The following is a 25,802-nucleotide window of genomic DNA, read 5'->3' as shown; positions in this document are numbered from 1 at the left end:
CCGGTCGCTCCGGTCTCACCCGTGGCTCCGGTCTCACCCGTCGCCCCGGTCGCTCCGGTCTCACCCGTGGCTCCGGTCTCACCCGTCGCCCCGGTGCCGCCCGTGGCACCCGTCGCGCCCGTGGCACCCGTGTCGCCCGTGTCGCCCGTGTCGCCTGTGTCGCCCTTCGGGCCGGGCGGTCCGGTGGGGCCGGTCGGGCCTGTCGGGCCTACCTTGCAGTCGTCGTCGCCGCCGGTCGGGGCCGCGTACAGGGCGCGGGTCCCGGGGCTCTCGACCAGGGGCTGGATCGTGTGGTCCAGGAACTCCTGGAAGCCGGCGAACTGCGGTGCGGCGTCGCTCTTGTCGGCGTGGCGGAGACCGCCCTGGTGCTGCTCCCACGGCGGTGGCCCGTCCTGCTCCCAGGGCGGCGGGCCGTCCTCGTGGTGCGGCGGCGGTCCGTCCGGGTGGTGCGGGGGCCGTTCCTCGCAGTGGTCGCCGGTCGACGGGCCTGCCGTCGTCCTTCCGGGGGTGTCCCAGGCGGCAGCGGCCGCCGGTGAGGCGAAGCCCGTGAGGACGAGTGCGACGGAGGCCATGGCCCCACCGACGAGCCACGGGCGTCGTCGGGGCAGGGGACCCAGCGGGGACCTGGTCCTGGCATCAGGACGCATGCATGCTCCTTCCTCCACCGGCCGCGTGGCGGCCGGTCCGAGTGATGTCCGGGTAGCGAAGCCTGTTCGTGCTTCCTTGTCGGATCATCGGATCGCGCTTGCGAAGGCTTGACGGTCTCGCGGCACTCTCCACGCCATGGCGTATCGCTCCTAGCCGGATGGATGCGTACACGAAGGCGAATTTCGAACCGCTCGTCGGCGTGCCGACGGAACGCCCTCCCGGGACGCCCGTAGGGTCGCGCACCCCCTGAGAGCTTCCTCGACCCGACCGGAAGTGGTGTTGCCGTGCAGTCGTCCATCTGCCTGTGCATGATCGTCAAGAACGAGGCCAAGGTCATCGAACGGTGCCTCGACTCCGTCCGCGGTCTCGTGGACACCTGGGTCATCTCCGACACCGGTTCCACCGACGGGACCCAGGACCTGATCCGTACCGCCCTCGACGGCATCCCGGGCGAGCTGCGGGAGGAGCCGTGGGTGAACTTCGGCCACAACCGCAGCCGCAACATCGCGCACGCCCGCGGCCGGGCCGACTACCTCCTGCTCCTCGACGCCGACCACGTCCTGCGGCAGGACGGCCCGCTGCCGGACCTGACCTCGGACGCGTACATGATCCGCCACGAGGGATCCCTGGAGTACCGCATCAAACGCCTGGTCAGAGGCGGTCTGCCCTGGCGGTACGAGGGGGTCACCCACGAGTATCTGACCGCCGACCGGGACCACGAGCAGCGGAACCTGGACGTCCTGGTCATCGAGGACCACGCCGACGGCGGGTCACGCCACGACAAGTTCGAGCGGGACGCCCGTCTCCTGGGGGCCGAGCTGGAGCGCGACCCGGCCAATCCGCGCACCGTCTTCTACCTCGCCCAGACGATGCGGGACATGGGCCGCACCGACGAGGCCGTCACCCTCTACGAGCGACGCGCGGCCATGGGCGGCTGGGGCGAGGAGGTCTACTACTCGCTCCTCCAGTCCGGCGTCCTCAGGGGCGAGGCCGGCGACTGGCCGTCCGCGATGGACGCCCTCACACGGGCCTGGGAGTCGCGGCCGGAGCGGCTCGAAGCCTGCTACGAGCTGGTGGCACGGCTGCGGACGAAGCGCCGCTACCGCGCCGCCCACGCCATCGTCTCCGCCGTCCTGGACGGGGAGCGGCCGGACGACCTGCTGTTCATGCAGCCGTGGGTGTACCGCTGGGGGCTGCTCTTCGAGTACTCGATCACCGCGTACTGGACGCGCGACTACGCCGCCTCGCTCGCCGCGTGCGACCGGCTGCTCGCCCTGCCGGACCTGCCCGCTTCGTACCGCGAACAGACCCGCGCCAACCGGGCGTTCGCCCTGGGGAAGCTGGCGGAGGCCGGGGCGGACGTCCCGGGCGCCGTCCCCGCCCCCGCGCTCGCCTGACGGCGGGACGGGGGCGGCGGCCGGTGTCAGCGGACCCGGGAGCGGTTCTCCATCGCCGCGCGGGCCGAGCGCTCGTCCTCGTACACCTCGCACATGTGCCGGCCGTCCGGGGTCGCCGTGTGCTCGATCTCCCAGAGGCTGACCTCGCTGCCGTCGAGCAGCAGGAACTGGTGCTCGTAGAGGGTGAACCCGGCGTCCCGGCCTCCCTCTACCGCGCACTGCCGTCCGAAGGCCTGCGTGATGTGGTGGGCGAACGCCAGGCGGAGTCGCCGGGCCGTCCGCTCGCCCGGCCGGTCCACGTTCTCCGCGCGCCGCAGGACGCGGCGCGCGTGGTCGGCGGAGTTGTCCGGCACGTACATCCGGGGCTGGGCGGGTATCGGGCGGGCGAGCAGGGCGCTCAGGAGCACCATGTCATCGTCGTCGTCACTGTCGAGGGTGGTGCCGTCGGAGCGCTCCGCTGTCCAGCCCGGCAGCGGACCGGCCGGCAGGCGGGAGGCCGCGAGCCGCGCCTCCGACTCCTCCGCGTACAGCTCGTGCTGGTCGGAGCCGTCCCTTCCGGTGTTGTGCGTGAGCTCCCACAGGCTGAGCGCGCTGCCGTCGGCGAGCAGATACGTGTGGCGGTAGGTGGTCCGGTGCAGCGACGCGCTGTGGTGCGAGGAGTGCAGCGCGCTGGAGTGGGCGAGCGCCGTGCCGAGGCGCTCGACGGTGGAGTCGGGCAGGTCGAAGGAGTTGAGCGCCCGGCCGAGGAGCCGCTCAAGGTGCGTCTCGGTCGTCTCGTACGGATCGTGAGGATCCTGCGGATCGTTCAAGAGGGTCTCCAGGCCGTCGCCGCATGTCACTCGGTGCTTGCTAAACGTAGTCCCTGGGTCTGACATCGTGTCCTGGGTTCTGCAAAACGAAGGGCGTCCACCGGAAGTTCCCACCGGGTTCTTCGTCAACTCCCTTGCGGTTACCGGAAGTACGTTGGTGGGGATCGGTCATCGGCGCGGATTCTCCGGGTTCGCTTCCCCCTCGTACAGCTCGCGGTACGAGGGGAAGTCGCCGCCCGGGCCGCGCAGCCCGCCGGGGGCCGCGCGCAGCGCCCGGACGATCGCCCGGGTCACGAGGTCGGCGCCGGCCGCCAGGATCTCGTTCAGAGCGAGCGGACCCGGCTCCTCCGGAAGTTCGCGCCGCCCGGTGGCGAGCGCGAAGACGGTGTCCCCGTCGTTCATCAGGTGCACCGGACGCACGGCGCGCGCGATGCCGTCGTGCGCCGTGCCCGCGACCTTCTGCGCCTGCGCGCGCGTGAGCACCGCGTCCGTGGCGACGACGGCGAGCGTCGTGTTCAGCGGGGGAGGGGCGCTCGCCGTCCGGGCCTCCGCGAGCCGCCGCACCGCCGCCTCGTGCACCGCCGCCGGGGGGACGGGCCCGGGGCCGCCGCTGTCGAACCAACTCCCGTACGGGACGCCCGTCGCCGGGTCGACGGCCGAACCCACCGCGTTCACCACGACGAGCGCGCCGACCGTGATCCCCGACTCCAGGACGGTGCTCGCCGTCCCCACCCCGCCCCGCAGTCCGCCGACGACGGCCCCGGTGCCCGCGCCGACGGCACCCGTCTCCACGCGCGCGTGGTCCCCGCTCGCGTCGGCGGCCGCCACCGCCGCCCGCCCCGTCGCCGCGTCCGGCCGGGCCGAGAAGTCCCCGCCGCGCCCCAGGTCGAAGACGCACGCGGCGGGCACGACCGGCACCACATGGGACGGGTCGGGCCCCACCCGCACCCCCCGGCGCCGTTCCTCCAGCCAGGCCATGACCCCGGAGGCCGCGTCGAGTCCGTACGCGCTGCCGCCGGTCAGGACGACCGCGTCGATCCGCTGGACCACGTTCCGGGGGTCGAGCGCGTCCGTCTCCCGCGTCCCCGGCCCGCCGCCCCGCACGTCCACGGCGGCGACGACCCCGCCCTCCGGCGCCAGCACGACCGTGGTCCCGCTCAACGCCCCGACCCCGGCCACGCGCGCGTGCCCCACGCGCACCCCGCTCACATCGGTGATGGCGTCCCGGGCCCGCACTTCCTGGGGATGTGTCATGTCCCCTGCCTACCACGCGGCTTGGCTCAGCGCTTGGGGCCGAGATAGGTGCCGCCCGAGGCGTCGATCACGGTCCCGGTGATCCAGCGGCCTTCCTCGGAGGCGAGGAAGGCGACCGGGTCGGCGATGTCCTCCGGCTGCCCGACCCACGGCAGCGCCTGGCCGCCGATCAGCATGCCCTCCAGCTCCGGCATCGCCGCCATGGCGGCGGTGAGTCCGGCCGTCTGGGTCGGGCCGGGGGCGACCGTGTTGACAGTGATGCGGCGCTCCCCGACCACATTGGCGAGGGTGCGGGTGAAGGTCTCCATCGCCCCCTTCGTCATCGCGTACGCCAGCTCGTCGGCGAGGGCGATCCGGGTGACGGCCGAGCCGATGTTGACGATCCGGCCGCCGTCCCGCAGCACCGGCAGCAGCCCCTGCACGAGGAAGTACGGCGCCCGGACGTTGACCGCGAAGAGCCGGTCGAACTGCTCCGGCGTCTCGTCCCGGAGGTGCCCGCCCGAGCGGCTCTCGGCGGCGTTGTTGACGAGGACGTCGAGCACGGCATCCCCGGTGTGGGCGGCGAGCCCGGACCGTACGCCGTCGACGAGCGCGAGGACCCCGTCGTGCGTGGCCAGGTCGGCGCCCACGGAGAACGCCCGGCCGCCGTCCCGCACGATCAGGTCCACGGTCTCCTGCGCGGCGGCGGCGTCCTGCCCGTAGTGGACGGCGACGACCATCCCGTCGGCCGCGAGGCGCCGGGCGACGGCCCGCCCGATGCCGCGCGACGAACCGGTGACGAGGGCGGTACGAGTGGCGGGCTGCTGCTGCATGGCGGTCTCCTCGGGCTTGTCTCCGGTGCCGCCGGGGCGTTTCCCCGGGGCACGGAAAGAAGACTCGCGCCGGGAGCTGACGAGCCGCTGACCGAGCGCTGACCGCCGCTGACGGGGGGCGCTCCCGCTGCCTGATCCGGCCTGATCGACAAGACACCCCCTAGGGCATGGGCGCGGGCGAGGGTGCTCTTGGCGCCGGCCGGGAGGCCGGAGACGACCACGAACGCACGGCCGGTCATCGTGCCGCCCCGGTCTCCTCTGTCACCTCTGGTGTCCCTGTCGTCCCCTTCAAGCCGGCCTTGCGGGCCGTGTCCGCCGCGCGGGTGCGGTCGGCCGCGGCGGCGTCCGGGTCACCCGCCGCCTCGTGGACGGCGGCGCGGCGGTGGAGCAGGTCCACGACGTCCTCGGCGACGCCCAGGGAGGCGAACAGAGCCAAGGCCTCCGCGAGGAGCGGCAGCGGTTCGGGGGAGAGGGCCGCCAGGCCCTCCAGGGCGGTGGCCGTCCCCCAGCGGTCGCCGAGCGTCCGGAAGCCGGCCAGGGCCTCCGTCAGGAGCGCCTCGGCGGTGGCCTGCGCGCCGTCCCCGTGAGTGGATCCGGTCGCCGTCGTCAGGAACGCCCGGCCCACGAGGACCAGCGATCGGGACCAGGGGTCGTCGCCCATCGGCAGGCCCTCGACCGGGCCCACGGACGTCGACCACAGGAACGCCGTGTACGGCTGCCGGAGCGGGACCGTCCGCGAGGCCAGGAACTGCTGGGCGCGTTCGACGTGTTCGCCCTCGCGCAGCCCGGCCGCCAGCACGCACAGCGCGTACTCCTCGCCCAGCTCCGCCGTCGGCACCACCCGCTCCAGGAGCTCCGCGACCGGCGCCGCGACCCGGCCCCGGAGTCCGCGCAGCCACCAGTACGGGGTGAGCGCGGCCACCAGCCGCAGCGCGTCCTCCGGGGTGCCCCGCCGCAGCGCCGCCCGCAGGTTCGCGTCCTCGGCGTCCAGCCGGACCAGCCACTCCAGCTGCGCGGCTCCGCGTAGTTCGGGGTCGGCGGCCTCCGCGAGCTCGCGGTAGTACGTGTGGTGGGCGGCGGTCGCCGGGTCCTCTTCCGGCAGCTGTCCGGCGGCGTAGGCGCGGATCGTCTCCAGCATCCCGTAGCGGCCGTCCCGCGCCTCCACCAGCGACTTCTCCACGAGGGAGGCCAGCGCGCCGGCCCCCGCGCCGCACACGCGGGTCACCGCCTCCGCCGTCGCGCCGCCGCGGAACACCGAGAAGCGGGCGGCCAGTTCCCGCTCGCCGGGTGCGAGGAGCGACCAGCTCCACTCGACCACCGCCCGCAGAGTGCGGTGCCGCTCCGGCGCCGTGCGGTCCCCGCGCGACAACAGCTCGAAGCGTTCGAGGCGCTCGCCGAGGCCGTCGGCGAGCTCGTCGACGGAGAGGGACCGCAGCCGGGCCGCCGCGAGCTCGACGGCGAGCGGCAGCCCGTCGAGCCCCGCGCAGAGCTCCGCCACGCGCGCGTGGCCCGTGAATCCGGGCCGCACGGCCGCGGCCCGCCGCACGAACAGTTCCTCGGCCGCCTCGGGCGTCAGAGCCCCGAGCGGCAGCAACGATTCACCGGTGATCCCGAGCGCCTCCCGGCTCGTCGTCAGCACCCGCAGCCGGGGGCAGGCGGCGAGCAGGCGGCGTACGAGGACGGCCGTCTCGTCGACGACGTGCTCGCAGTTGTCCACGATCAGCAGCACGGGCCGCCCGGCCAGCGCCGTTTCGAGCCGCTCCGCGCCGCCGCCCCGTACCCCGAGCGCCGCCGCGAACGCCTCGGCGACCTCACCGGCACCGGTCCGCCCGCCCCCGACCACCGCCCCCAGGTCCACGAAGCGCACCTCGCCCGCCAGGGCCGCGCCCACCTCCAGGGCGAGCCGGGTCTTGCCCGCGCCGCCCGGCCCCACCAGGGTCACCAGGCGGGCGGCCGCCACCAGCGAGGCCAGCCGCTCCCCCTCCCTCTCCCGCCCCACGAAGTCCGTCAGCGGCGCGGGCAACGCCGGGGCGGCCACCCGCTCCGGGCCCGTCCGCCCGGGGCCCGCCTCCCCGCCCCGCAGCAGCCCCAGGTGGACGGCGGACAGTTCCGGTGACGGGTCGGCGCCCAGCTCCTCCGCGAGTGCCGCCCGCACCTCCTCGTACACGGCGAGTGCCTCGGCCTGTCGTCCCGCCGCGCCCAGCGCCCGCATCTGGAGCCCGCGCAGCCGCTCGCGCAGCGGGTGCTCGCGGACCGCCGCCGCCAACTCCTGTACGAGCGAGGAGAGGTCCTCGCCCGAGGCGCCCGAGGCCAGCTCCGCCGCCCCCCAGGCCTCCAGGGCGTCGAGCCGTAGCCCTTCGAGCCGGGCCGCCTGCCCCGCGGCGAAGGGCGCGTCCCGTACGTCGGAGAGCGCCGGTCCGCGCCACAGCCCGAGTGCCTCCCGCAGCAGGTCCGCGGCGTGCACGGGGTCGCCCGCCGCAAGGGCCCGGGCGCCCGCCCCGGCCAGCGCCTCGAACCGCAGCGCGTCCACGTCCTCCGCCGGGGTCCCGAGGGCCAGCCGGTACCCGGCGGGCGAGTGCTCCACCGCCACCCCCGGCGGCAGGACCCGGCGCAGCCGGGAGACCTGCGCCTGGAGCGCGCCCTGCGCACCGGCCGGCGGCTCGTCCCCGTACAGCCCGTCGACGAGCCGGTCCACGGGCACGGTCCGGCCCGCGTCGAGGAGGAGCCGGGCCAGCAGGGCGCGGACCTTGGGGCCGCCGGCGGCGGGTGCGGCGGCGCCGGCGGGGTCGGACACCACGAGCGGGCCGAGGAGGCGGAAGATCATGGACCGGATTGTCGCGCGGCGGAGGGCGGTGCCTCCAGGTCTCAGGCGTCCGTGGCCCGGGGCGCCGGGTTCCGGGCGGTCAGGGTCACCCCGGTGGCGACCGTGGCCGCCGCGACGAGCCCCGCGGCGAGGACGGCCCAGCGGCCCGCGAACGTACACAGCAGGATCGCGAGCGAGGCCACGGGCAGCACGAGTTGCTGGGCGATGCCGATCTTGAAGTAGCGGGCGTGCAGCAGCCAGACGGAGAACAGGAAGACGGCCGACGGGATCGTCACGGCGGCGGACGCGGCGAGCGTGGAGATGTGGGCCTCGCCCACGGCCTGTTCGACGGCGATCTCCAGGCCCGCGCCGACGGCGGCGGCCGAGGAGAAGATGACGTAGTGGCCGTAGCCCCACAGGAAGCCCTGGCGGCTGGAGGTCAGCCGGTCGTGGGCGGGCACGACGAAGTAGATCCACCAGGCGGCGAAGACGAGGAGCAGACCGCCGACGGCGATCGGCAGGAGCTCGCCGAGGGCGTCGTTCTCGATGACGCCGGACTTCACGGCGACGGTCGCGGCGGCGACGGTCTCGCCGAGCACGATGATGGTGAACAGGCCGTACCGCTCGGCGATGTGGTGCGGGTGCCAGGTGCTGGGCGCGTCCTTCTCCGCGTACACGGGCACGGCCAGCTCCGCCAGCGCCATGGCGAGGAAGATCCAGCCGCGGGCGGGCTCGGGGGCGAGGACGAGCGCGAGCCAGCCGATCTGGACGGCGACGACCCCGCCCGCGTACCGCCGGCACATCGTCCGTTCGGCGGGGTCGGTGGCGTGGTGGGCGGCGCGCAGCCACTGGAAGGCGAGCGCGAGCCGCATGACGGCGTAGCCGATGTAGACGACGAGGAAGTCGTGCTCCTGGAAGGCGCGCGAGACGCCGGCGGCGAGGACGAGGACGCCGGCGATCTGGACGAGCGTGACGACGCGGTAGAGGACGTCGTCGTTGTCGTAGGCCGAGGCGAACCAGGTGAAGTTCATCCACGCCCACCAGATGGCGAAGAAGACCATCGCGTAGTTGAGGATCCCCTCGCCGGTGTGGTTCTCGGCGACCGCGTGCACGAGCTCGGCGCCGGCCTGCGCGACGGCGACGACGAAACACAGGTCGAAGAAGAGTTCCAGGGGGGTGGCGGCCCGGTGCGACTCCTCGCGCGAGCGGGCGGTGAGCGGGAGGAACGGTTGCGTCATGCGTCCCAGCACAGCACAGCGCGACGGATCACTCGCGGAGCCCTGCCGTCCGCTCCCTGCCGTCCGCTCCGGTCGTGGGTGACGGGCACGGCAGCTCCGGCCCTGGGTGACGGGTACGGCGGCTCCGTCACCGCCGTACGGGTGTGGCGCTCCGTCAGGCGGCCCGCGCGCCGCGGCCGGCCGGCGCGCCCCGCACAAGATCAACGGAGGCGGCGCTCTTCCGGGACGGGGACGGCGAGGTGTACGCGGTGGGGAACCGCGACCCGTTCTCGGGCGCCGACGTCATCGCGGACGGGATCATGGGCAGCCGCGACGGGGTGCCGGTGGTGGCGTCCCCGATGCACAAGCAGGAGTTCGACCTGCGGACCGGGGCGTGTCTCGACGACCCGGAGGTGTCCCTCCCGGTGCTCCCGGTTCCTCCGGCCCTCCGCTGACGGGACCTATGCCGCCGGACGAGGCGACCTAGGCCCGTCCGTCCGGCGACCATCGGCACTCACGCACTCCTTGTGCGCGGGCGCAGCCTGGAAGAGCAAGGAAAGCCCCGAAACGTCAGGGAAGCGCCATGAGTTCCGTAGCCCAGGACAGCAGAACGGCCGGCCGGTCACTCGCCTCGTACGACACGGAGCAGTACCGCCCCGGGAAGCCGATCACCGACTGGGAGCCGGAGAACGAGCTCTTCTGGAAGTCCATCGGCAAGAAGGTCGCCACCCGCAACCTCTGGATCGCGGTCCCCGCGCTGCTCGTGGCCTTCGTCGTCTGGCAGGTCTGGTCGGTCACCGCGACCAACCTCAAGGACGTCGGCTTCGGTTTCTCCACCTCGCAGCTGTTCTGGCTGACGGCCATCCCCGGTCTGACCGGCGGCACGGCCCGGATCCTCTACACCTTCCTCGGCCCGATGGTCGGCCAGCGCCGCTTCACCGCGCTGTCGACGGTCGTCCTGATCGTGCCGCTGATCTGGCTCGGCATCGCCATCCAGGACCCGACGACCCCGTACGGCGTGATGGTCGCCATCGCCGCCCTCTGCGGCATCGGCGGCGCGAACTTCGCCTCCTCCCTCGCCAACATCGGCTTCTTCTTCCCCAAGGCGAAGAAGGGCAGCGCGACCGGCATCAACGGCGGTCTCGGCAACCTGGGTGTCTCCGTCGTCCAGCTCCTGACCCCGATCGTCATCACCTGGTCGACCATCGCGATCGGCTCGGCCCAGCACAAGGCCGACGGCACCCCCGTCTACCTGCAGAACGCCGCCTTCCTCTGGGTCCCGGTGCTGCTGGTCCTCGCGGCCGTCGCCTGGTTCGGGCAGAACGACCTCAAGGTGGCCTCGACCCCGTTCAGCCAGCAGAAGATCATCTTCAAGCGCAAGCACAACTGGCTGATGACCTGGCTGTACGTCGGCACCTTCGGCTCCTTCATCGGCTTCGCCGCCGCCCTGCCGATGCTGATCAAGACCACCTTCCCGGACTACTCCGTCGCCACCTACGCCTGGATGGGCCCGGCCGTCGGCGCCCTCGCCCGCTGGGGCGGCGGCTGGATCGCCGACAAGTGGGGCGGCGCACGCGTCACGATCCTGTCCTTCGTGGGCATGGCCGTCTCCCTCGTCGGAGTGATCGACTTCCTGCCCTCGGGCAGTGACGGCGGCTCCTTCTACGGCTTCTTCTTCTGCTTCCTCGCCGCGTTCTTCTTCTCCGGAATCGGCAACGGCTCGACCTTCCGGCAGATCCCGGTCATCTTCCGCAGCACCCACCTCAAGGGCCTCGACGAAGGCACCCCGGAATACACGAAGGCGCTGAAGCAGGCGGAAATGGAATCGGGTGCCGTCACCGGATTCACCTCGGCCGTCGCCGCCTACGGCTTCTTCTTCATCCCGGCCCTCTTCGCCTCGGTGGCCGTGACCAGCGCGATGTGGGGATTCGTCGCCTTCTATGTCAGCTGCACGGTCGTGACCTGGTGGTTCTACGCCCGCAAGAGCGCCGAGGCACCCAGCTGATCCCGCATCCCACCCCCTCCCGGAAGGTCCCGCCACGGCGGGGCCTTCCGGCATTCCGGGGGCAGGACCAAAGCCCGTCGACCGGTGACCAATGCCGACCGGAATGATCGATCAAAAGGAGTGAAATGGAGGTAGGCAACGACGCGATCGAATGAATCGAAGAAGGCGGTGCGGGCAGTGACTTCGACCCCTGCTGAAGCAACGGCGACCGAGCGGGCCTGGAAGGGCTTCAAGGGTGGACTCTGGCGCGACGCCGTCGACGTCCGCGACTTCATCCAGCAGAACTACACCCCGTACGAGGGCGACGCCTCCTTCCTCGCCGGCCCCACCGAGCGGACCACCGCCGTGTGGAAGGCCATCACGGACAGGTTCCCGGAGGAGCGCGCCAAGGGCGTGTACGACGTCTCGTACGACATCCCCTCCACCATCACCGCCCACGCCCCCGGTTACATCGACCGCGACAAGGATCTGATCGTCGGCCTCCAGACCGACGCCCCGCTCAAGCGCGCGATCATGCCGTACGGCGGCTGGCGCATGGTCGCCGGCGCCCTGGAGACCTACGGATACCCGGTCTCCTCGGACCTCGAGAAGGTCTTCACCGAGTACCGCAAGACCCACAACGCCGGTGTCTTCGACGCCTACACCCCCGAGATCCGCGCCGCCCGCAAGGCCGGCATCGTCACCGGACTCCCCGACGCCTACGGCCGCGGCCGCATCATCGGCGACTACCGTCGCGTCGCCCTCTACGGCGTCGACCGCCTCGTCGAGGTGAAGAAGGAGGAGAAGGAGGAGCTCGACGCCCTCCCCGCCGGGAACCGCTCCCTGGAGGAGACCATCCGGCTCCGCGAGGAGCTGTCCGAGCAGATCCGCGCCCTCGGCGAACTGAAGGCGATGGCCGCCTCCTACGGCCACGACATCTCCGGCCCCGCCACCACGGGCCGCGAGGCGATCCAGTGGCTGTACTTCGCCTACCTCGCCGCCGTGAAGGAGCAGAACGGCGCCGCGATGTCCCTCGGCCGGACGTCCACCTTCCTCGACGTCTACCTCCAGCGCGACATCGAGGCCGGTCTCCTCACCGAGGAGACGGCCCAGGAGCTCGTCGACGACTTCATCATCAAGCTCCGCATCGTCCGCTTCCTGCGCACCCCGGAGTACGACGAGCTGTTCTCCGGCGACCCCACCTGGGTCACCGAGTCCATCGCCGGCATGGGAGAGGACGGCCGCCCGCTCGTCACCAGGACCTCCTTCCGCTACCTCCAGACGCTCTACAACCTCGGCCCGGCCCCCGAGCCGAACATGACGGTCTTCTGGTCGCCGCAGCTCCCCCAGGGCTTCAAGGAGTTCTGCGCGAAGGTCTCCATCGACACCTCCTCCGTCCAGTACGAGTCGGACGAGCTGATGCGCCCGCGCTTCGGCGACGACACCGCCATCGCCTGCTGCGTCTCCGCGATGCCCGTCGGCAAGCAGATGCAGTTCTTCGGCGCCCGCGTGAACCTCGCCAAGACCCTCCTCTACGCGATCAACGGCGGCCGCGACGAGAAGTCCGGAGCCCAGGTCGGCCCGTCCACCGGCGCCCTCATCTCGGACGTCCTCGACTACGACGAGGTCTTGGCCACCTTCGACGAGCAGATGGAGTGGCTCGCGAGCGTCTACGTCCACGCCCTGAACGTCATCCACTACATGCACGACCGGTACGCCTACGAGCGTGTCGAGATGGCGCTCCACGACCGCGACGTGCGCCGCACCATGGCCTGCGGCATCGCCGGCCTCTCGGTGGCCGCCGACTCCCTCGCCGCGGTCAAGTACGCCAAGGTCACCCCGGTCCGGGACGAGACCGGTCTCGCGACCGACTACGTGATCGACGGCGAGTACCCGGCGTACGGCAACAACGACGAGCGCGTCGACGAGATCGCGGTATGGCTGGTCGAGGAGTTCATGCGGAAGGTCCGCAAGCACCCCACGTACCGGAACGCCGAACACACCCAGTCCGTCCTGACCATCACCTCCAACGTCGTCTACGGCAAGAAGACCGGCAACACCCCCGACGGGCGCCGTGCCGGCGAGCCCTTCTCGCCGGGCGCCAACCCGATGAACGGCCGCGACACCCACGGCTACGTGGCCTCGGCCCTGTCGGTCGCCAAGCTCCCGTACGAGGACGCCGAGGACGGCATCTCGCTCACCAACACCGTCACCCCCGACGGCCTGGGCCGCACCCCCGAGGAGCGGATCAGGAACCTCGCGGGAGTCCTCGACGGCTACATGGCGAGCGACGGCTTCCACATGAACGTCAACGTCCTCAACCGGGACGTGCTGACGGACGCCATGGAGCACCCGGAGAACCACCCGCAGCTGACCATCCGGGTCTCCGGATACGCGGTCAACTTCGTCCGGCTCACCCGCGAGCAGCAGCTCGACGTCCTGAACCGCACCTTCCACAGCTCGCTCTGAGCCGCTCCTGACCGCGCGGCCCCGGGGCCCGGTCCTTCGCGACCCTCACCGGGCCCCGGCGCCGCGCGCCGACCCCGACACCCCGCACCACTCCTTCCAGGAGGCCCTGCCATGACCAGCCTCGCCCTCGGGCCCGCCGGCCCGGTCACCCCCGCCGGCCCGGTCACCTCCGTCGGCCCGGTCACTCCGGCCGCCGCGGCGACCCAGCGGCCCTCCGCGGGCTCGGTCCACTCCTGGGACCTGTCCACCGGGGTCGACGGCCCCGGCACCCGCTTCGTCACCTTCCTCTCCGGCTGCCCCCTCACCTGTCTCTACTGCCACAACCCCGACACCTGGAGGATGCGCAGCGGCAGGCGCACCTCCGCCGACGACGTGATCGCCGAGGCGGCCAAGTACGTCCGCTTCATCTCGGCCTCCGGCGGCGGCGCCACCGTCTCCGGCGGGGAACCGCTCCTCCAGCCCGTCTTCACCGGCGAGCTGCTGCACCGGATGAAGCACGAGCTCGGCCTGCACACGGCCCTCGACACCTCGGGCTTCCTCGGCGTCCGCGCCACCGACGCCCTGCTCCGCGACACCGACCTGGTCCTGCTCGACATCAAGTCCTGGGACCCGGACACGTACAAGAAGGTCACCGGTCGGCCGCTGCGGCCGACCCTGGACTTCGCCCGGCGCCTGGCCGACCTCGGCCAGGAGGTCCACGTCCGCTTCGTGCTCGTCCCGGGGCTCACCGACGACCCCGCCAACGTCGAGGGAGTCGCCGCCTTCGCCGCCGGTCTCGGCAATGTCTCCCGCGTGGACATCCTCCCCTTCCACAAGCTCGGCGAAGCGAAGTGGCAAGCACTCGCCAAGCCGTTCACCCTGCACGAGACCCCGTCCCCGACGCCCGATCAGGTCGCCGTGGCCCGCGAGGTCTTCCTCTCCCACGGCCTGCACGCCGTCTGAGCGACGCCCTTCACCCCGTACCCGCGCAAAACAGGAAAAAGGGCCCGTATGGCCTTACCGTGGCGGCGTGACCGAGCCACCACAGACAGTCGAGCCGACACCCGGGCCGGACGATCCGGCCGCCGCTGCCCTTGCCACGGGCGGCCTCACCCGGGGAGAGCCACCGGCCGCCGGGGCTCCGCCGCAGACCCCCGCCACGGTGCGCCGCCGCGCGTCCGTCGCGGGCACCGTCGTGTCCGTGCTCCTGATCCTCGCGATCGTGTTCGGCAGCCGGCTGCTCCGCGACTTCGACTCGGCCCTCCTGCCGTACGCCGTCGCCACGGTCTTCCTCGCCTTCGGCGTCGCCTACCGGTACACCGTCTGGGTCTCCGCCCCCGGCGCCCGCCGGCTCTTCCGCAAGGGCTGGGGCTCCTTCTTCTCCGCAGCGAACTTCCGCAATGCGCCCACCGCGCTGCCGAAGATGATCGCCACCTACCTCGGCTTCCAGAAGTTCCTCGGCGCCCGCTCCCACGCCCGCTGGGCCGCCCACCAGCTCGTCTTCTGGGGCTGTCTGCTGGCCGCCGCGATCACCTTCCCCCTCACCTGGGGCTGGTTCACCTTCACCTCGTCCACCGGCTCGGGTCCCGGCTACGAGATGCGGATCTGGGGCTTCAAGGTCATCGGCTTCGACGCGCTCAGCGTCCTCGGCTGGCTCATGTTCCACGGCCTCGACATCGCGGCCGTCCTCGTCATCGCCGGCGCCTCCTACTTCCTCTGGCGCCGTATGAAGGACCGCGGCGCCATCACCGGCCAGCGCTTCGCCTACGACCTGATGCCCCTCATCTGCCTGGTCGTCATCTCGGTGACGGGGCTCCTGCTGACCTTCTCGTCGATCTTCCTGCACGGCGGCGGCTACGAGTTCCTCGCCGTCCTCCACATGGTGTCCGTGGTCTTCACCCTCATCTACATCCCCTTCGGGAAGTTCTTCCACATCGTCCAGCGGCCCGCGGCCGTCGGCATGCAGCTCTTCAAGTACACCTCCCGCCGCGAGGACGAGTCCGTCCTCGCCTGCCGACGCTGCCACGAGCCCATCGACACCGCCCCCTACGTCGAGAACCTCCAGGGCACCATGCGCGACCTCGACCTGGGCTTCGACGAGTGGGCCGAGTACTGCCCCCGCTGCAAGCGCGTCCTCCGCGGCACCGCCTACCTCGACCACGTGAAGAAGGGCTTCAAGTGACCGCGACCGACCCCGCGACCACCTCAGGGCAGCCGCTGCCGCTCGACCCCTCCCTCGCCCCGCCCGGCACCCGTGCCTTCCGTGACGCCGGCGGCATCCCGGCCGACCGCTGGCACGCCGACCAGAACGGCGAGACCCTCGTCCCCACCCACTGCTGCTTCTGCGGCGTCCAGTGCGGCATGTACCTCCGCGTCGACCGCGGCGGCAAGGTCTTCGGCGTCGAGCCCCGCAACCACGACATCAACCGGATGCGGCTCTGCCCCAAGGGCATCAACGCCTACCAGCAGGTCAACCACCCCGACCGGCTCACCGCGCCCCTCATGCGGCGGAACCGCGACGAGGAGTTCCGCGAGGTCAGCTGGGACGAGGCCCTCGACCACACCGTCGCCGAGATCCGCCGCATCCAGGGCGAGTACGGCAACGACGCCTTCGGGCTCCTCGGCGGCGCCAGTCTCTTCTCCGAGAAGACCTACCTCGTCGGCAAGTTCGCCCGCGTCGCCCTCAAGTCCAAGCACGTGGACTACAACGGCCGCCTCTGCATGGTCTCCGCCGCCGGAGCCAACAAGCTCGCCTTCGGCATCGACCGCGCCGGCAACCCCTTCTCCGACATCCTCCTCACCGACTGCCTCCTCATCGCCGGCTCCAACGTCGGCGAGTGCTTCCCGGTCATGACCCAGTACCTGTGGGGAGCCCGCGACCGGGGGGCCAGTCTGATCGTCGTCGACCCCCGCGAGACGGCCATCGCCCGCACCGCCGACGTCCACGTCGCGATCAAGCCCGGCACGGACTCCGCCTTCTTCAACGCCGTCCTCCACGTCGTCGTCGCCGAGGGCCTCACCGACGAGGCCTACCTCGCCGCCCACACCAGCGGCTGGGCCGAGGTCAAGAAGACCGTCGCCGACTATCCGCCCTCCCGCGCCGCCACGATCTGCGGCGTGCCCGAGGAGCAGATCGTCCAGGTCGCCCGCATGTTCGCCGGCGCCGGGAAGGCCATGGCCTGGCACGCCCGCGGTGTCGAGCACCACTCCCAGGGCGTCGAGAACTGCCTCTCGATCATCAACCTCTGCGTCGCCACCGGGAACATCGGCAAGCCCGGCGCCGGCTACGGCACCATCACCGGCCAGGGCAACGGCCAGGGCGGCCGCGAACACGGCCAGAAGTCCGACCTGCTGCCCGGCGGCCGCTCCATCACCAACCCCGAGCACCGCCGCCAGATCTGCGAGATCTGGGGCATCGACGAGGCCGAACTCCCGCTCGCCGGCACCTCCATGATGGAGATGGTCTGGCAGATGCAACGCCAGGAGATCCGCGGCCTCGTCGGCATCTGCAACAACCCCTTCGTCTCCCTGCCGAACTACGCCACCGTCAAGGACGGCTACGACACCCTCGAGTTCCACGCCCAGTTCGACTTCTTCCTCTCCGAGACCGCGGCCAACGCCCACGTCGTCTTCCCCGTCACCGTCTGGGCCGAGGACGAAGGCGTCATGGCCAACGCCGAGGCCCGGGTCGTCAAGCACAACAAGGCCCAGGAGCCCCCCGCCGGTGTCCGCACCGACACCTGGGTCATGTGCGAACTCGCCAAGCGGCTCGGCGCGGGCGACAAGTTCGACTTCCCGGACTCCCGCTCCGTCTTCGAGGAGCTCCGCATCGCCTCCGCCGGCACGGTCAACGACTACTACGGCATCACCTACGAACGCCTGGAGGAGACCGGCGGCATCGCCTGGCCCTGCCCGAGCACCGAGCACCCCGGCACCCCCCGCCTCTTCGAGGACGGCCGCACCTACCACCCCGACGGCACGATCCACATGCAGGTCGTCGAGTGGCACCCGCCCATGGACCCGTACAGCGAGGAGTACCCCCTCTCGCTCACCACCGGCCGGACCGTCGCCCACTTCCTCTCCGGCAACCAGACCCGTCGGCTCGGCGCCCTCGTCGAACAGACACCCCGCCCCTGGGTCGAGGTCCACCCCTCCCACGGCTTCCGCAACGGCGACCCCGTCCGGGTCGTCACCCGCCGCGGCAGCGAGGTCTTCCCCGCCCTCGTCACCGAGGCCATCCGCCCCGACACTGTCTTCGTCCCCTATCACTGGCCCGTCCCCACCGCGGCCAACGCCCTCACCATCGACGCCCTCGACCCACGCTCCAAGATCCCGGAGTACAAGGTCTGCGCCGCCCGCATCGAGGCCGCCGAACGCGTCGACGAGGTCCCCGCACCGCCCACCGCCCCCGGACAGCAGGCCTACCCGGAGACCCAGGTCTCCCGCCTCGACCCGCTGCCCCCGACTTCCCCCCAGGGCCGCGGCACCGCGGAGAGGAGCTGACCCGCACATGATGGGCCGCACGATCTTCATCGACCCGGGCCGCTGCATCGGCTGCCAGGCCTGCGTCTCCGCCTGCCGCGAATGCGACTCCCACCGCGGCAAGTCGATGATCCACCTCGACTACCCCGACGAGGGCCACTCCGTCGCCTCCCTCCCCACCGTCTGCATGCACTGCGAGGACCCCGTCGCCCCCTGCGCCGAGGTCTGCCCCGCCGACGCGATCCTCGTCACCGCCGACGGCGTCGTGCAGCAGGCCGACACCACCCGCTGCATCGGCTGCGCCAACTGCGTCAACGCCTGCCCCTTCGGCGTCCCCAAGATCGACCTCCAGGCGAAGCTCCAGATGAAGTGCAACCTCTGCTACGACCGCACCGCCTACGGCCTCGCCCCCATGTGCGCCACCGTCTGCCCCACCGGCGCCCTCTTCTACGGAACCCTCGAAGAGCTCCAGGCGGAACGCCCCGGTGTCCAGGTCGCCGACTCCTTCACCTTCGGCACGACCACCGTGACCACCGGCGTCGCCATGGTCGTCCCCGCCGACAAGGTCCAGTGGCCGGTCCCGGGTGGGCTTCCCGTCGTCGAGATCAACGGAAGGGACGTCCGATGAGCGTCACCGACCCCCAGCCGCCCGCGCCGGACCCCCGCGCCGACGCGGCTCAGGAGGCGCTCCGCGACCGGATCGCCGCCGACTCCCTCACCACCCGCCGCGACTATCTGCGGATCGTCGCCACCGTCTCCGGCGGCCTGGCCGTCGGCGGCGTCGCCGTCGCCTCCGGCATCCTGCACCGCCACGGCGACAGCGACGGGGCCCCCGAGCCGAAGAAGGTCGCCGACCGGATCGAGCCGGGGGAGTCGCTCGCCTTCCGCTACCCGGGCGACGAGGACCGGGCCATCGCCGTCCGCATGGACGACGGCACCCTCGCCGGCTACTCCGCCGTCTGTACCCACCTCGCCTGCGCCGTGCTGTGGCGCAAGGAGCGGGGGAGCGAGGGAGAGCTGTACTGCCCCTGCCACGAGGGGATCTTCGACGCCCGTACGGGAGAGGTCACCGCAGGTCCGCCGCCGAGGGGCCTGCCGAAGGTGATCCTCGTCGAGCAGGTCGACGGCAGTGTCTGGGCGATCGGCACGGCCCGCTCGGGCGAGAGCCTCGTCGAGGGCTTCTGCCGCCAGAACGGCGACGACCGTCCCGGCTGCCCCGGCTTCGGCGCGGGAGGACCGGCCGGTCCGGCCGGTCCGGCGCGGAAGACGGCCCCTTCGGGCCCGGGCCCGAAGGCGGCCGAGAGGAGTGAGCGGACATGAGCGAGACCCCGTTCCCGAGGGACCCCGGGGCCCCTGAGGTGCCTGAGGCGGCGGGGGCGCCGGAGCCGCCCAGGCCTCCCGCGTACACCCCCGGCAGCGCCCAGCCGCGCCTGAACCGGCCGGTGCACGAGCGCTACCCGCAGATCCGGCCCACCAGCGGTTACGGCGACCCCCGGATCCGGCACACCGGTCCGGGACCCGGGGCCGGTACGGAGCAGGAGCCGGAGCGCTCCTCGAAGCTGTCCGCCCGTCTCACGCTGGCACTCACGGTCGTCATCGGCCAGCTCTGGGGGCTGACGATCGTGGTGGACGAGTGGATGACGGGCGACACCGGCACCGCGTGGTGGGGCGCCGGCTTCCTCGTCCTGTCGTTCCTGGTCGTGCTCGGTATCTGGCTCATCGACCCGAAGGACCGCTGAGCCGGGATCCGCCGAGCCGAGATCCGCTGATCAGAGCGGTACGAGGCGGGGTACGGGGCGGCGGGAGCGGCGTACCCTGAAGGTATGAGTACCGCCCCCGCCCACGGACCGCGAGACGCGAAGCGACCCGGCTCTCTGCCCAGCCCCGAGAACGCACCGAAGCCGGTACTCGTCTTCGACGATCCGCTGGACCAGCAGTCCGCGGACGACACGGACCGCGGGTGGGGCGAGCGGCCTCCAGCAGGCGGCGACAGCGCCGCCGACCTTGCGCGCTTCCTCGACGAGAAGCCGCCGCACCACCTCTGATCCCGGCGCGCGCCGCCGGTCAGGAGGTGGGGTGCGTCCCCGAGGCCGTACTTGAGCCCGACCCGTTGGAGCTCGGTGTGGCGCCCGTGCCCGCACCCACGGACGGGCCGCGCTGGGCGACGAGGTGGTCGCGGATCTCCTTGAGCACCTCCAGCTCGCTGATCTCCATGGTCTCCGCGACGCCTTCCCTCGCCTTGTCGTGCGCCGCGCGCTTGGCGAGGATCTTGGCCATCGGCAGGACCATCAGGAAGTAGACGACGCCCGCGGTGATCAGGAAGCTCAGCATCGCGCTGAAGACCAGGCCCCACTGGAGCTGGACGCCCTGCACCTCGCCGTTGACCACCACGCAGCTGCCCTTGATGCAGGACGAGTAGCTCTCCAGGTCCTTCGTGCCGAAGGCACCGACGACCGGGTTGATGATGCCCTTGACGACCGAGTTCACGATGTTGGTGAACGCGGCGCCGATCACGACCGCGACCGCCAGGTCGATCACGTTGCCACGCATCAGGAAGGCCTTGAAGCCTCCGAGCAAGCTTTCCTTATTCTCGGCCACCAAGGTGCCTTTCGTTCTCGTCATGTGTGCTGTGTGCGGAGCCATTACGCCGTGAACGGTGCAGAGGCGTCCAATCCGTACACACGGACCGGTGACTTGACAGGGAGTCAGTGCGAATCAGCACAGCGTCACCGCCAGTTGAGAGGTGACGCCGGCACCTGCCAGCGCCGCCGCCGTCGACCGAGGTACGGACAGGACGACGAGTGCCCCTCCGTCCGAACGAGTCTCGCCCGAGCGCGGAACTTCGGCCACTCGGGCGCCCGTCGCCACCACACGGGCCTCACCACCGCCGCCCATCGGGGAGTTGGGCGCGGCGATCACGTCGACCCGGTCGCCGGCGCGCAGCAGCCGCACGGTCTCGGCGTCGGCGATCCGCACCGGCGCGGACACCAGCCGGACCGCGGCGACGGGGCCGGGCGGCCGCGCCCGAGGCGTCACGGCGGCCCCGGACGCTGAGCCACCCGACCCTGATGCCGAACCCCAGCCGGCTCCCGCTCCCGATCCCGCCGCCGTCAGCGCCGCCACCGTCAGCGCGAGCAGCACGACCGGCGCGCGCCGCCCCCGCCGCAGTGCCCTGAAGGGCCCGCGTCGTGCGCCCCGACCCCGTACCGGCTCGAAGGCCGGCACGACGCACGGCCCCGGAACGGAGGAGGCCGAGAAGGGCGGGGGAGGGGAAGGGAGGGAAGGGCGAGAAGGGGGAGAAGGGAAGGAAGGAAGGGACGTCCTGGTCGTCATCGCGGGTACCGCCTGTCCTGGTCGGGAGAAGGGCCACGCCCCACTCTCCCGACCCCGCCGACTCCCCGCTCCGGCCTGTGGATCACCCGCCGCCTGTGGACAACTCCCTCACCCGCAAGGGCGATTTGAGGGGTGGTCCGCAGGGCCCCTACGGCAGCTCGATCCCCAGCTTCCAGCCGTCGTGCGCGTGCGTGCACAGGCAGTCCCGGTCGACCGTCGCCGGGAGCGTGCCCACCGCGTCGAACAGCACGTCCCGCAGCCGCCCCACGTTCTCGCCGAACACCCGCATCACCTCGCCGTGGGAGACGCCCTCGCCGGTCTCGGCGCCCGCGTCCAGGTCCGTGACCAGCGCGAGAGAGGTGTAGCAGAGGCCCAGCTCGCGGGCGAGGACCGCCTCGGGGTGCCCCGTCATGCCGACGACCGACCAGCCGGCGGCGGCGTGCCACCGCGACTCGGCCCGGGTGGAGAAGCGGGGTCCCTCGACCACGACCATCGTGCCGCCGTCGACCGGCTCCCAGCCCCGCCCCCGGGCGGCCTTGACCGCGACCCGCCGCCCGTCGGGGCAGTACGGGTCGGCGAAGGTCACGTGGACGACGTTCGGCACGGCTCCGTCGGCCCGCGGCTCCCCGTCGAAGTAGGTCTGCGCCCGGGTCTTCGTCCGGTCGACGAGCTGGTCCGGTACGACGAGGGTGCCCGGCCCGTACTCCTCCCGGAGCCCGCCGACGGCGCAGGGTCCGAGGACCTGTCGTACGCCCACGGAGCGCAGCGCCCAGAGGTTGGCGCGGTAGTTGATCCGGTGCGGCGGGACGGTGTGGCCGCGGCCGTGGCGGGGGAGGAAGGCGACTCGCCGGCCGGCGATCTCGCCGAGGAAGAGGGAGTCGCTGGGGCTGCCGTACGGGGTGTCCACGGACACCTCTGTGACGTCCTCCAGGAAGGAGTAGAAGCCGGAGCCGCCGATCACGCCGATGTCCGCGTACGCATCATGGGTCGCCATGGCGATCACCCTACGGGCGGTGCGGGGAAACGCCGAGGGCCCCGTCGCGTACGGCGACGGGGCCCTCGGTGAGGAACCGGATCAGGCTGCCGAGGTCGAGCTCCCGGCGCTCGACGACGAAGACGAAGACGAGGACGACGCGGTGGCGGTCGAGCTCGACGCGGCCGGCTTCGCGTCCGACGTCGAGGACGACGAGGACGAAGACGACGGGGTCGAGGACTTCGACGCGGCCGGCGAGCTGCTGGACGACGAGCCGCGGCTGTCGTTCCGGTAGAAGCCGGAGCCCTTGAAGACGATGCCGACGGCCGAGAACACCTTCTTCAGGCGTCCCTGGCAGCTGGGGCATTCGGTCAGCGCGTCATCGGTGAACTTCTGCACCGCCTCGAGGCCTTCGCCGCACTCGGTGCACTGGTACTGGTAGGTCGGCACTTGACTTCCTCCTGGCACTCACACTCATCGAGTGCTAACGACGATCCATACTGACGTATTCCGTGGGATCAGTCCACCGCCACCGGCACGCGGTGACCGATACCACGTGCCGCGACCCGGCTGGTCTCGCGCGGCTTCAGCCGCGACCGGAGGGCGAGGAGCGTGGCCAGGGCCAGCACGGTGCCCGCCATCGGCACCAGGAAGCCGGCGCTGGATCCCTGCGAGTCGGCGAGGCGGCCGGCGATCGTGACGGCCGCGGCCTGGCCGAGCGCGACGGCGCCGGTGAGCCAGGTGAAGGCCTCGGTACGGGCCGACGCCGGGATCAGGGTCTCGACGATGGTGTACCCGGTGATCAGGGCGGGGGCGATGCACAGACCCACGACCAGGCCCAGGGCGCCGAGGAGGAGCACCGAGTGCGCGGTCCACAGCAGGGAGGCCGCGACCGTGAGGCCGGCGTAGCCGAGGATCAGCCGGCGGCGGGGGCCGGTCTTCCAGGCGACGGCGCCCATCGCGATGCCCGCGAGCATGTTGCCGGCGGCGAAGATCCCGTACAGCAGGCCGTTGGCGCCGGGGTTGCCGATCTCCTCGGTGAAGGCGGTCAGGGAGACCTGCATGCCGCCGAAGACGGAGCCGATGCCGAGGAAGGCGACGATCAGGACGCGGACGCCGGGGATGGAGAGGGCCGAGCGGTGGGGGCCCGCGGCGGCCGCGGCGGAGATCCCGAACGCGGGCTGGGTGGCGCGCTGCGCGGCGAAGAACAGGCCGCCGACGAGGGTGAGGGCGGCCTCGGCGATCAGGCCCGCGGCCGGGTGGATGCCGGTGCACAGGGCGGTCGCGAGGACGGGGCCGACGACGAAGGTGAACTCGTCGGTCACGGACTCGAAGGCCGCGGCCGTCGGCATCAGCGGGGTGCCGTCGAGCTTCGCCGCCCACCGGGCCCGGACCATCGGTCCGACCTGGGGCACGGACGCGCCGGCGGGCACGGCGGCCAGGAACAGCGCCCACAGCGGGGCGCCGCTCAGGGCGAGCACCACCAGCAGGGAGACGGACGCGGTGTGGACGAGGACGCCGGGGAGCAGGACGGCGCGCTGGCCGAAGCGGTCGGCGAGCTTGCCGCTCTGCGGTGCGAAGAGCGCCATGGAGACACCGGTGACGGCGGCCACGGCGCCCGCGCTGCCGAAGGAGCCGGTGGTGTGCTGGACGAGCAGGACGATGCCGATGGTCAGCATCGCGAAGGGCTGCCGTGCGGCGAAGCCGGGGAGCAGGAAGGACAGCGCACCGGGAGTGCGCAGCAGCTGCCCGTAGCCGGGCCGCTTGTCCGAGATGACCGTGGACGCCACGGTCCTGGCCTTTCTGCCGCCTGGTAGCGCGCCCCGGCACTGTGGTGCGGGTGTCGCCGAGAGCTGTCCTCATGCGCGTTACTGCGGTAGATACCGGGCCGGCCCCACTGCGGAGGGGCGCCACGGCCGCCATACGGTCGCGCCAGCTCTGCGTCAGGCAGAGTTGGTTCGATCAGGTGTGCCTTCATGGTACAGGGAAGAGCGTCTTCCTGCCTGGGAAAACGCTCCCGCACCTGAATTAATGCCTGCGATTACCGGTGACCATCGGCCGTCAACGGGATGTTTTCTTCGGTCCGCCCGGCAGGTGGAACCGCATCGCCGTCCCCTCCGTGGTCGGGGACAGCTCCTTGCCGCCGCCCGTACCGAGCCAGCCGGCGAGCTTGCCGCCCTGTCCGACGGCCCGCAGGCGCCGCTCCGTGGCGTCCCGGACGGGGTCGGTCGCGACGACGAGCAGCTCGTCGCCGCGGCGCAGGACGGTCGCCGGGCCCGGTACGAAGCTCTGGTCCTCGCGGACGACGAGGGTGACCGCCGCTCCGGCCGGGAGCCGCAGCTCCGCGACCTCGACGCCGTGCATCCGCGAGTTCTTGGGGATGGCGACGGAGAGCAGGTGCCCGCGCAGCCGCTCCAGCGGCGCGGACTCGACGCCGAGGTCGGCGGCCTCGGCCGAGTCGGCCAGCTTCAGCGCCTTGGCCAGCCAGGGCAGCGTCGGCCCCTGGACCAGGGTGTAGACGACGACGAGGACGAAGACGATGTTGAAGATCCGCTCGCTGCCCTCGATCTGCGACACCATCGGGATGGTGGCGAGGATGATGGGGACGGCTCCGCGCAGGCCGGCCCAGGACATGAGGGCCTGCTCCTGCCACGGGATCCGGAAGGGCGCCAGGCTGACCAGGACCTCCATGGGCCGCGCGACCATCGTCAGGACGAGGCCGATGACGACGGCGGGCCAGAAGTCGTGGACGAGCTCGTGCGGGGTGACGAGCAGGCCGAGCAGGACGAACATGCCGATCTGGGCGATCCAGCCGAGTCCCTCGGCGAAGCCGCGGTTGGCGGGAGCGTGCGGCAGCTTGGCGTTGCCGAGGACCATCGCGGCCAGGTAGACGGCGAGGAAGCCGGAGCCGTGGGCCAGGGCGCCGGCCGCGTACGCCACGACCGCGATGGCCATGACGGCGATCGGGTAGAGGCCGGAGGCGGGCAGGGCGACGTGCCGGAGGCCGTACGCGCCGAGGAAGCCGACGGTGAGACCGACGGCGACGCCGATGGCGAGCTCCAGGGCGATCGTGCCGACGAGGACGTACCAGGCGTCGACGGGTCCCGCGGTGGAGAAGGCGACGACGAGGATGACGACGGGGGCGTCGTTGAAGCCGGACTCGGCCTCCAGGACACCGGTGACCCGGGACGGCAGCGGTACCTTGCGCAGCACGGAGAAGACCGCGGCGGCGTCGGTGGAGGAGACGACGGCGCCGATGATCAGCGCCTGCTGCCATTCGAGGCCGACGAGGTAGTGGGCGGCCGTGGCCGTGATGCCGACGCTGACGGCGACCCCGATGGTGGAGAGGACGACGGCGGCCGGCAGGGCCGGCTTGATCTCCTTCCACTTCGTGCCGAGGCCACCCTCGGCGAGGATCACGACGAGGGCCGCGTAGCCGATGACCTGGGTGAGCTCGGCGTTGTCGAAGGCGACGTTGCCGATCCCGTCCTGCCCTATGGCGACGCCGATCCCGAGGTAGAGCAGCAGGCTGGGGAGCCCGCTCCGCGAAGAGATCCGCACGGCCGCGACGGCGATCAGCAACACCAGCGAGCAGATGAGCAGAAGTTCGTTGAGCTCGTGGACAGTCAGTGGCCGTTCCTT

Annotated in this window: 22 protein-coding genes and 1 pseudogene; 11 read left to right on the top strand and 12 right to left on the bottom strand. The window is 72.1% G+C overall.

Annotated features, from left to right (window positions below):
* Positions 1–572, bottom strand: a pseudogene (locus SGA01_RS41525) (hypothetical protein); the annotation flags it as partial.
* Positions 573–932: 360 nt separating this feature from the next.
* Here SGA01_RS41525 and SGA01_RS31445 point away from each other — a divergent pair.
* Complete coding sequence (locus SGA01_RS31445) at positions 933–2,045, top strand: tetratricopeptide repeat-containing glycosyltransferase (RefSeq protein ID WP_229918187.1); 1,113 nt, start codon at positions 933–935, stop codon at positions 2,043–2,045.
* Positions 2,046–2,071: 26 nt separating this feature from the next.
* Here SGA01_RS31445 and SGA01_RS31440 read toward each other — a convergent pair whose 3' ends face one another.
* From SGA01_RS31440 to SGA01_RS31420, 5 genes are all read right to left on the bottom strand, one after another.
* Entirely contained in the window at positions 2,072–2,920 is an 849-nt protein-coding gene (locus tag SGA01_RS31440; protein WP_229918189.1) for a DUF6227 family protein, read from the bottom strand.
* A gap of 102 nt (positions 2,921–3,022) precedes the next feature.
* Entirely contained in the window at positions 3,023–4,108 is a 1,086-nt protein-coding gene (locus SGA01_RS31435; RefSeq protein WP_141300738.1) for a P1 family peptidase, read from the bottom strand.
* A 26-nt stretch (positions 4,109–4,134) separates the two neighbouring features.
* Complete coding sequence (locus SGA01_RS31430) at positions 4,135–4,920, bottom strand: SDR family oxidoreductase (RefSeq protein WP_141300736.1); 786 nt, start codon at positions 4,918–4,920, stop codon at positions 4,135–4,137.
* 235 nt (positions 4,921–5,155) lie between these two features.
* Entirely contained in the window at positions 5,156–7,744 is a 2,589-nt protein-coding gene (locus SGA01_RS31425; protein WP_141300734.1) for an ATP-binding protein, read from the bottom strand.
* Positions 7,745–7,785: 41 nt separating this feature from the next.
* Positions 7,786–8,961, bottom strand: coding sequence for a low temperature requirement protein A (locus SGA01_RS31420; RefSeq protein ID WP_141300732.1), 1,176 nt, complete (start codon positions 8,959–8,961; stop codon positions 7,786–7,788).
* A 143-nt stretch (positions 8,962–9,104) separates the two neighbouring features.
* Here SGA01_RS31420 and SGA01_RS31415 point away from each other — a divergent pair, with 143 nt between their 5' ends.
* The 10 genes from SGA01_RS31415 (at position 9,105) to SGA01_RS31370 (ending at position 19,899) form a co-directional block, all read left to right on the top strand.
* Entirely contained in the window at positions 9,105–9,395 is a 291-nt protein-coding gene (locus SGA01_RS31415; RefSeq protein ID WP_229918192.1) for a nitrite reductase (NAD(P)H) small subunit, read from the top strand.
* Between the two features lie 128 nt (positions 9,396–9,523).
* Positions 9,524–10,945, top strand: coding sequence for an MFS transporter (locus tag SGA01_RS31410; RefSeq protein WP_229918194.1), 1,422 nt, complete (start codon positions 9,524–9,526; stop codon positions 10,943–10,945).
* A 177-nt stretch (positions 10,946–11,122) separates the two neighbouring features.
* The gene (gene pflB / locus SGA01_RS31405) at positions 11,123–13,393 is read left to right on the top strand and encodes a formate C-acetyltransferase (protein ID WP_167534230.1); all 2,271 of its coding nucleotides are present in this window, start codon (positions 11,123–11,125) and stop codon (positions 13,391–13,393) included.
* Positions 13,394–13,504: 111 nt separating this feature from the next.
* The gene (pflA, locus tag SGA01_RS31400) at positions 13,505–14,335 is read left to right on the top strand and encodes a pyruvate formate-lyase-activating protein (RefSeq protein WP_141300728.1); all 831 of its coding nucleotides are present in this window, start codon (positions 13,505–13,507) and stop codon (positions 14,333–14,335) included.
* Positions 14,336–14,402: 67 nt separating this feature from the next.
* The gene (locus tag SGA01_RS31395; RefSeq protein ID WP_174867570.1) at positions 14,403–15,554 is read left to right on the top strand and encodes an MFS transporter; all 1,152 of its coding nucleotides are present in this window, start codon (positions 14,403–14,405) and stop codon (positions 15,552–15,554) included.
* Complete coding sequence (locus tag SGA01_RS31390) at positions 15,551–17,875, top strand: molybdopterin oxidoreductase family protein (RefSeq protein WP_141300726.1); 2,325 nt, start codon at positions 15,551–15,553, stop codon at positions 17,873–17,875. Before SGA01_RS31395 ends, SGA01_RS31390 begins: the two co-directional genes overlap by 4 nt.
* A 7-nt stretch (positions 17,876–17,882) precedes the next feature.
* The gene (locus SGA01_RS31385; protein ID WP_055642974.1) at positions 17,883–18,482 is read left to right on the top strand and encodes a 4Fe-4S dicluster domain-containing protein; all 600 of its coding nucleotides are present in this window, start codon (positions 17,883–17,885) and stop codon (positions 18,480–18,482) included.
* A complete protein-coding gene (locus SGA01_RS31380; protein WP_229918196.1) occupies positions 18,479–19,174 on the top strand; it encodes a QcrA and Rieske domain-containing protein in 696 nt (231 codons plus the stop codon). Before SGA01_RS31385 ends, SGA01_RS31380 begins: the two co-directional genes overlap by 4 nt.
* Positions 19,171–19,593, top strand: a complete 423-nt coding sequence (locus SGA01_RS31375; protein WP_167534229.1) for a YML083C domain-containing protein — start codon at positions 19,171–19,173, stop codon at positions 19,591–19,593. Before SGA01_RS31380 ends, SGA01_RS31375 begins: the two co-directional genes overlap by 4 nt.
* An 84-nt stretch (positions 19,594–19,677) precedes the next feature.
* Positions 19,678–19,899: a hypothetical protein gene (locus tag SGA01_RS31370; protein WP_141300724.1), complete on the top strand. Its 222-nt coding sequence runs from the start codon at positions 19,678–19,680 to the stop codon at positions 19,897–19,899.
* Between the two features lie 19 nt (positions 19,900–19,918).
* On the opposite strand, the gene mscL is transcribed toward SGA01_RS31370, so the two are convergent.
* The 6 genes from mscL to SGA01_RS31340 form a co-directional block, all read right to left on the bottom strand.
* Positions 19,919–20,497 (bottom strand): large conductance mechanosensitive channel protein MscL, encoded by a 579-nt coding sequence (gene mscL / locus SGA01_RS31365; RefSeq protein ID WP_141300722.1) that lies wholly within the window; start codon positions 20,495–20,497, stop codon positions 19,919–19,921.
* Between the two features lie 72 nt (positions 20,498–20,569).
* On the bottom strand, positions 20,570–20,890 hold the full coding sequence (locus SGA01_RS42710; protein WP_308699078.1) for a hypothetical protein: 321 nt from the start codon (positions 20,888–20,890) through the stop codon (positions 20,570–20,572).
* Positions 20,891–21,335: 445 nt separating this feature from the next.
* Positions 21,336–22,181 (bottom strand): S-methyl-5'-thioadenosine phosphorylase, encoded by an 846-nt coding sequence (locus SGA01_RS31355; RefSeq protein ID WP_141300720.1) that lies wholly within the window; start codon positions 22,179–22,181, stop codon positions 21,336–21,338.
* Between the two features lie 81 nt (positions 22,182–22,262).
* Positions 22,263–22,610 carry an FmdB family zinc ribbon protein gene (locus tag SGA01_RS31350; protein ID WP_141300718.1) on the bottom strand — a complete coding sequence of 116 codons (348 nt, stop codon included), beginning with the start codon at positions 22,608–22,610 and terminating at the stop codon, positions 22,263–22,265.
* A gap of 68 nt (positions 22,611–22,678) precedes the next feature.
* On the bottom strand, positions 22,679–23,950 hold the full coding sequence (locus SGA01_RS31345; protein ID WP_055642981.1) for an MFS transporter: 1,272 nt from the start codon (positions 23,948–23,950) through the stop codon (positions 22,679–22,681).
* Positions 23,951–24,221: 271 nt separating this feature from the next.
* Entirely contained in the window at positions 24,222–25,745 is a 1,524-nt protein-coding gene (locus tag SGA01_RS31340; protein ID WP_371866225.1) for a potassium/proton antiporter, read from the bottom strand.
* Positions 25,746–25,802: the final 57 nt, after the last annotated feature.

It is taken from the genome of Streptomyces gardneri, from assembly GCF_006539185.1.
GTDB classification, from domain to species: Bacteria; Actinomycetota; Actinomycetes; order Streptomycetales; family Streptomycetaceae; genus Streptomyces; species Streptomyces gardneri.
Note: the sequence above shows the minus strand (reverse complement) of the source record. Positions and strands in the feature narration are given on the sequence as shown.

Coding starts and splice junctions, on each gene's coding strand:
- SGA01_RS31440 (WP_229918189.1), bottom strand. CDS start 2,920: ATGTCAGACCCAGGGACTACGTTTAGCAAGCACCGAGTGACATGCGGC.
- SGA01_RS31435 (WP_141300738.1), bottom strand. CDS start 4,108: ATGACACATCCCCAGGAAGTGCGGGCCCGGGACGCCATCACCGATGTG.
- SGA01_RS31430 (WP_141300736.1), bottom strand. CDS start 4,920: ATGCAGCAGCAGCCCGCCACTCGTACCGCCCTCGTCACCGGTTCGTCG.
- SGA01_RS31425 (WP_141300734.1), bottom strand. CDS start 7,744: ATGATCTTCCGCCTCCTCGGCCCGCTCGTGGTGTCCGACCCCGCCGGC.
- SGA01_RS31420 (WP_141300732.1), bottom strand. CDS start 8,961: ATGACGCAACCGTTCCTCCCGCTCACCGCCCGCTCGCGCGAGGAGTCG.
- SGA01_RS31410 (WP_229918194.1), top strand. CDS start 9,524: ATGAGTTCCGTAGCCCAGGACAGCAGAACGGCCGGCCGGTCACTCGCC.
- pflA (WP_141300728.1), top strand. CDS start 13,505: ATGACCAGCCTCGCCCTCGGGCCCGCCGGCCCGGTCACCCCCGCCGGC.
- SGA01_RS31385 (WP_055642974.1), top strand. CDS start 17,883: ATGATGGGCCGCACGATCTTCATCGACCCGGGCCGCTGCATCGGCTGC.
- SGA01_RS31380 (WP_229918196.1), top strand. CDS start 18,479: ATGAGCGTCACCGACCCCCAGCCGCCCGCGCCGGACCCCCGCGCCGAC.
- SGA01_RS31375 (WP_167534229.1), top strand. CDS start 19,171: ATGAGCGAGACCCCGTTCCCGAGGGACCCCGGGGCCCCTGAGGTGCCT.
- SGA01_RS31370 (WP_141300724.1), top strand. CDS start 19,678: ATGAGTACCGCCCCCGCCCACGGACCGCGAGACGCGAAGCGACCCGGC.
- mscL (WP_141300722.1), bottom strand. CDS start 20,497: ATGGCTCCGCACACAGCACACATGACGAGAACGAAAGGCACCTTGGTG.
- SGA01_RS31355 (WP_141300720.1), bottom strand. CDS start 22,181: ATGGCGACCCATGATGCGTACGCGGACATCGGCGTGATCGGCGGCTCC.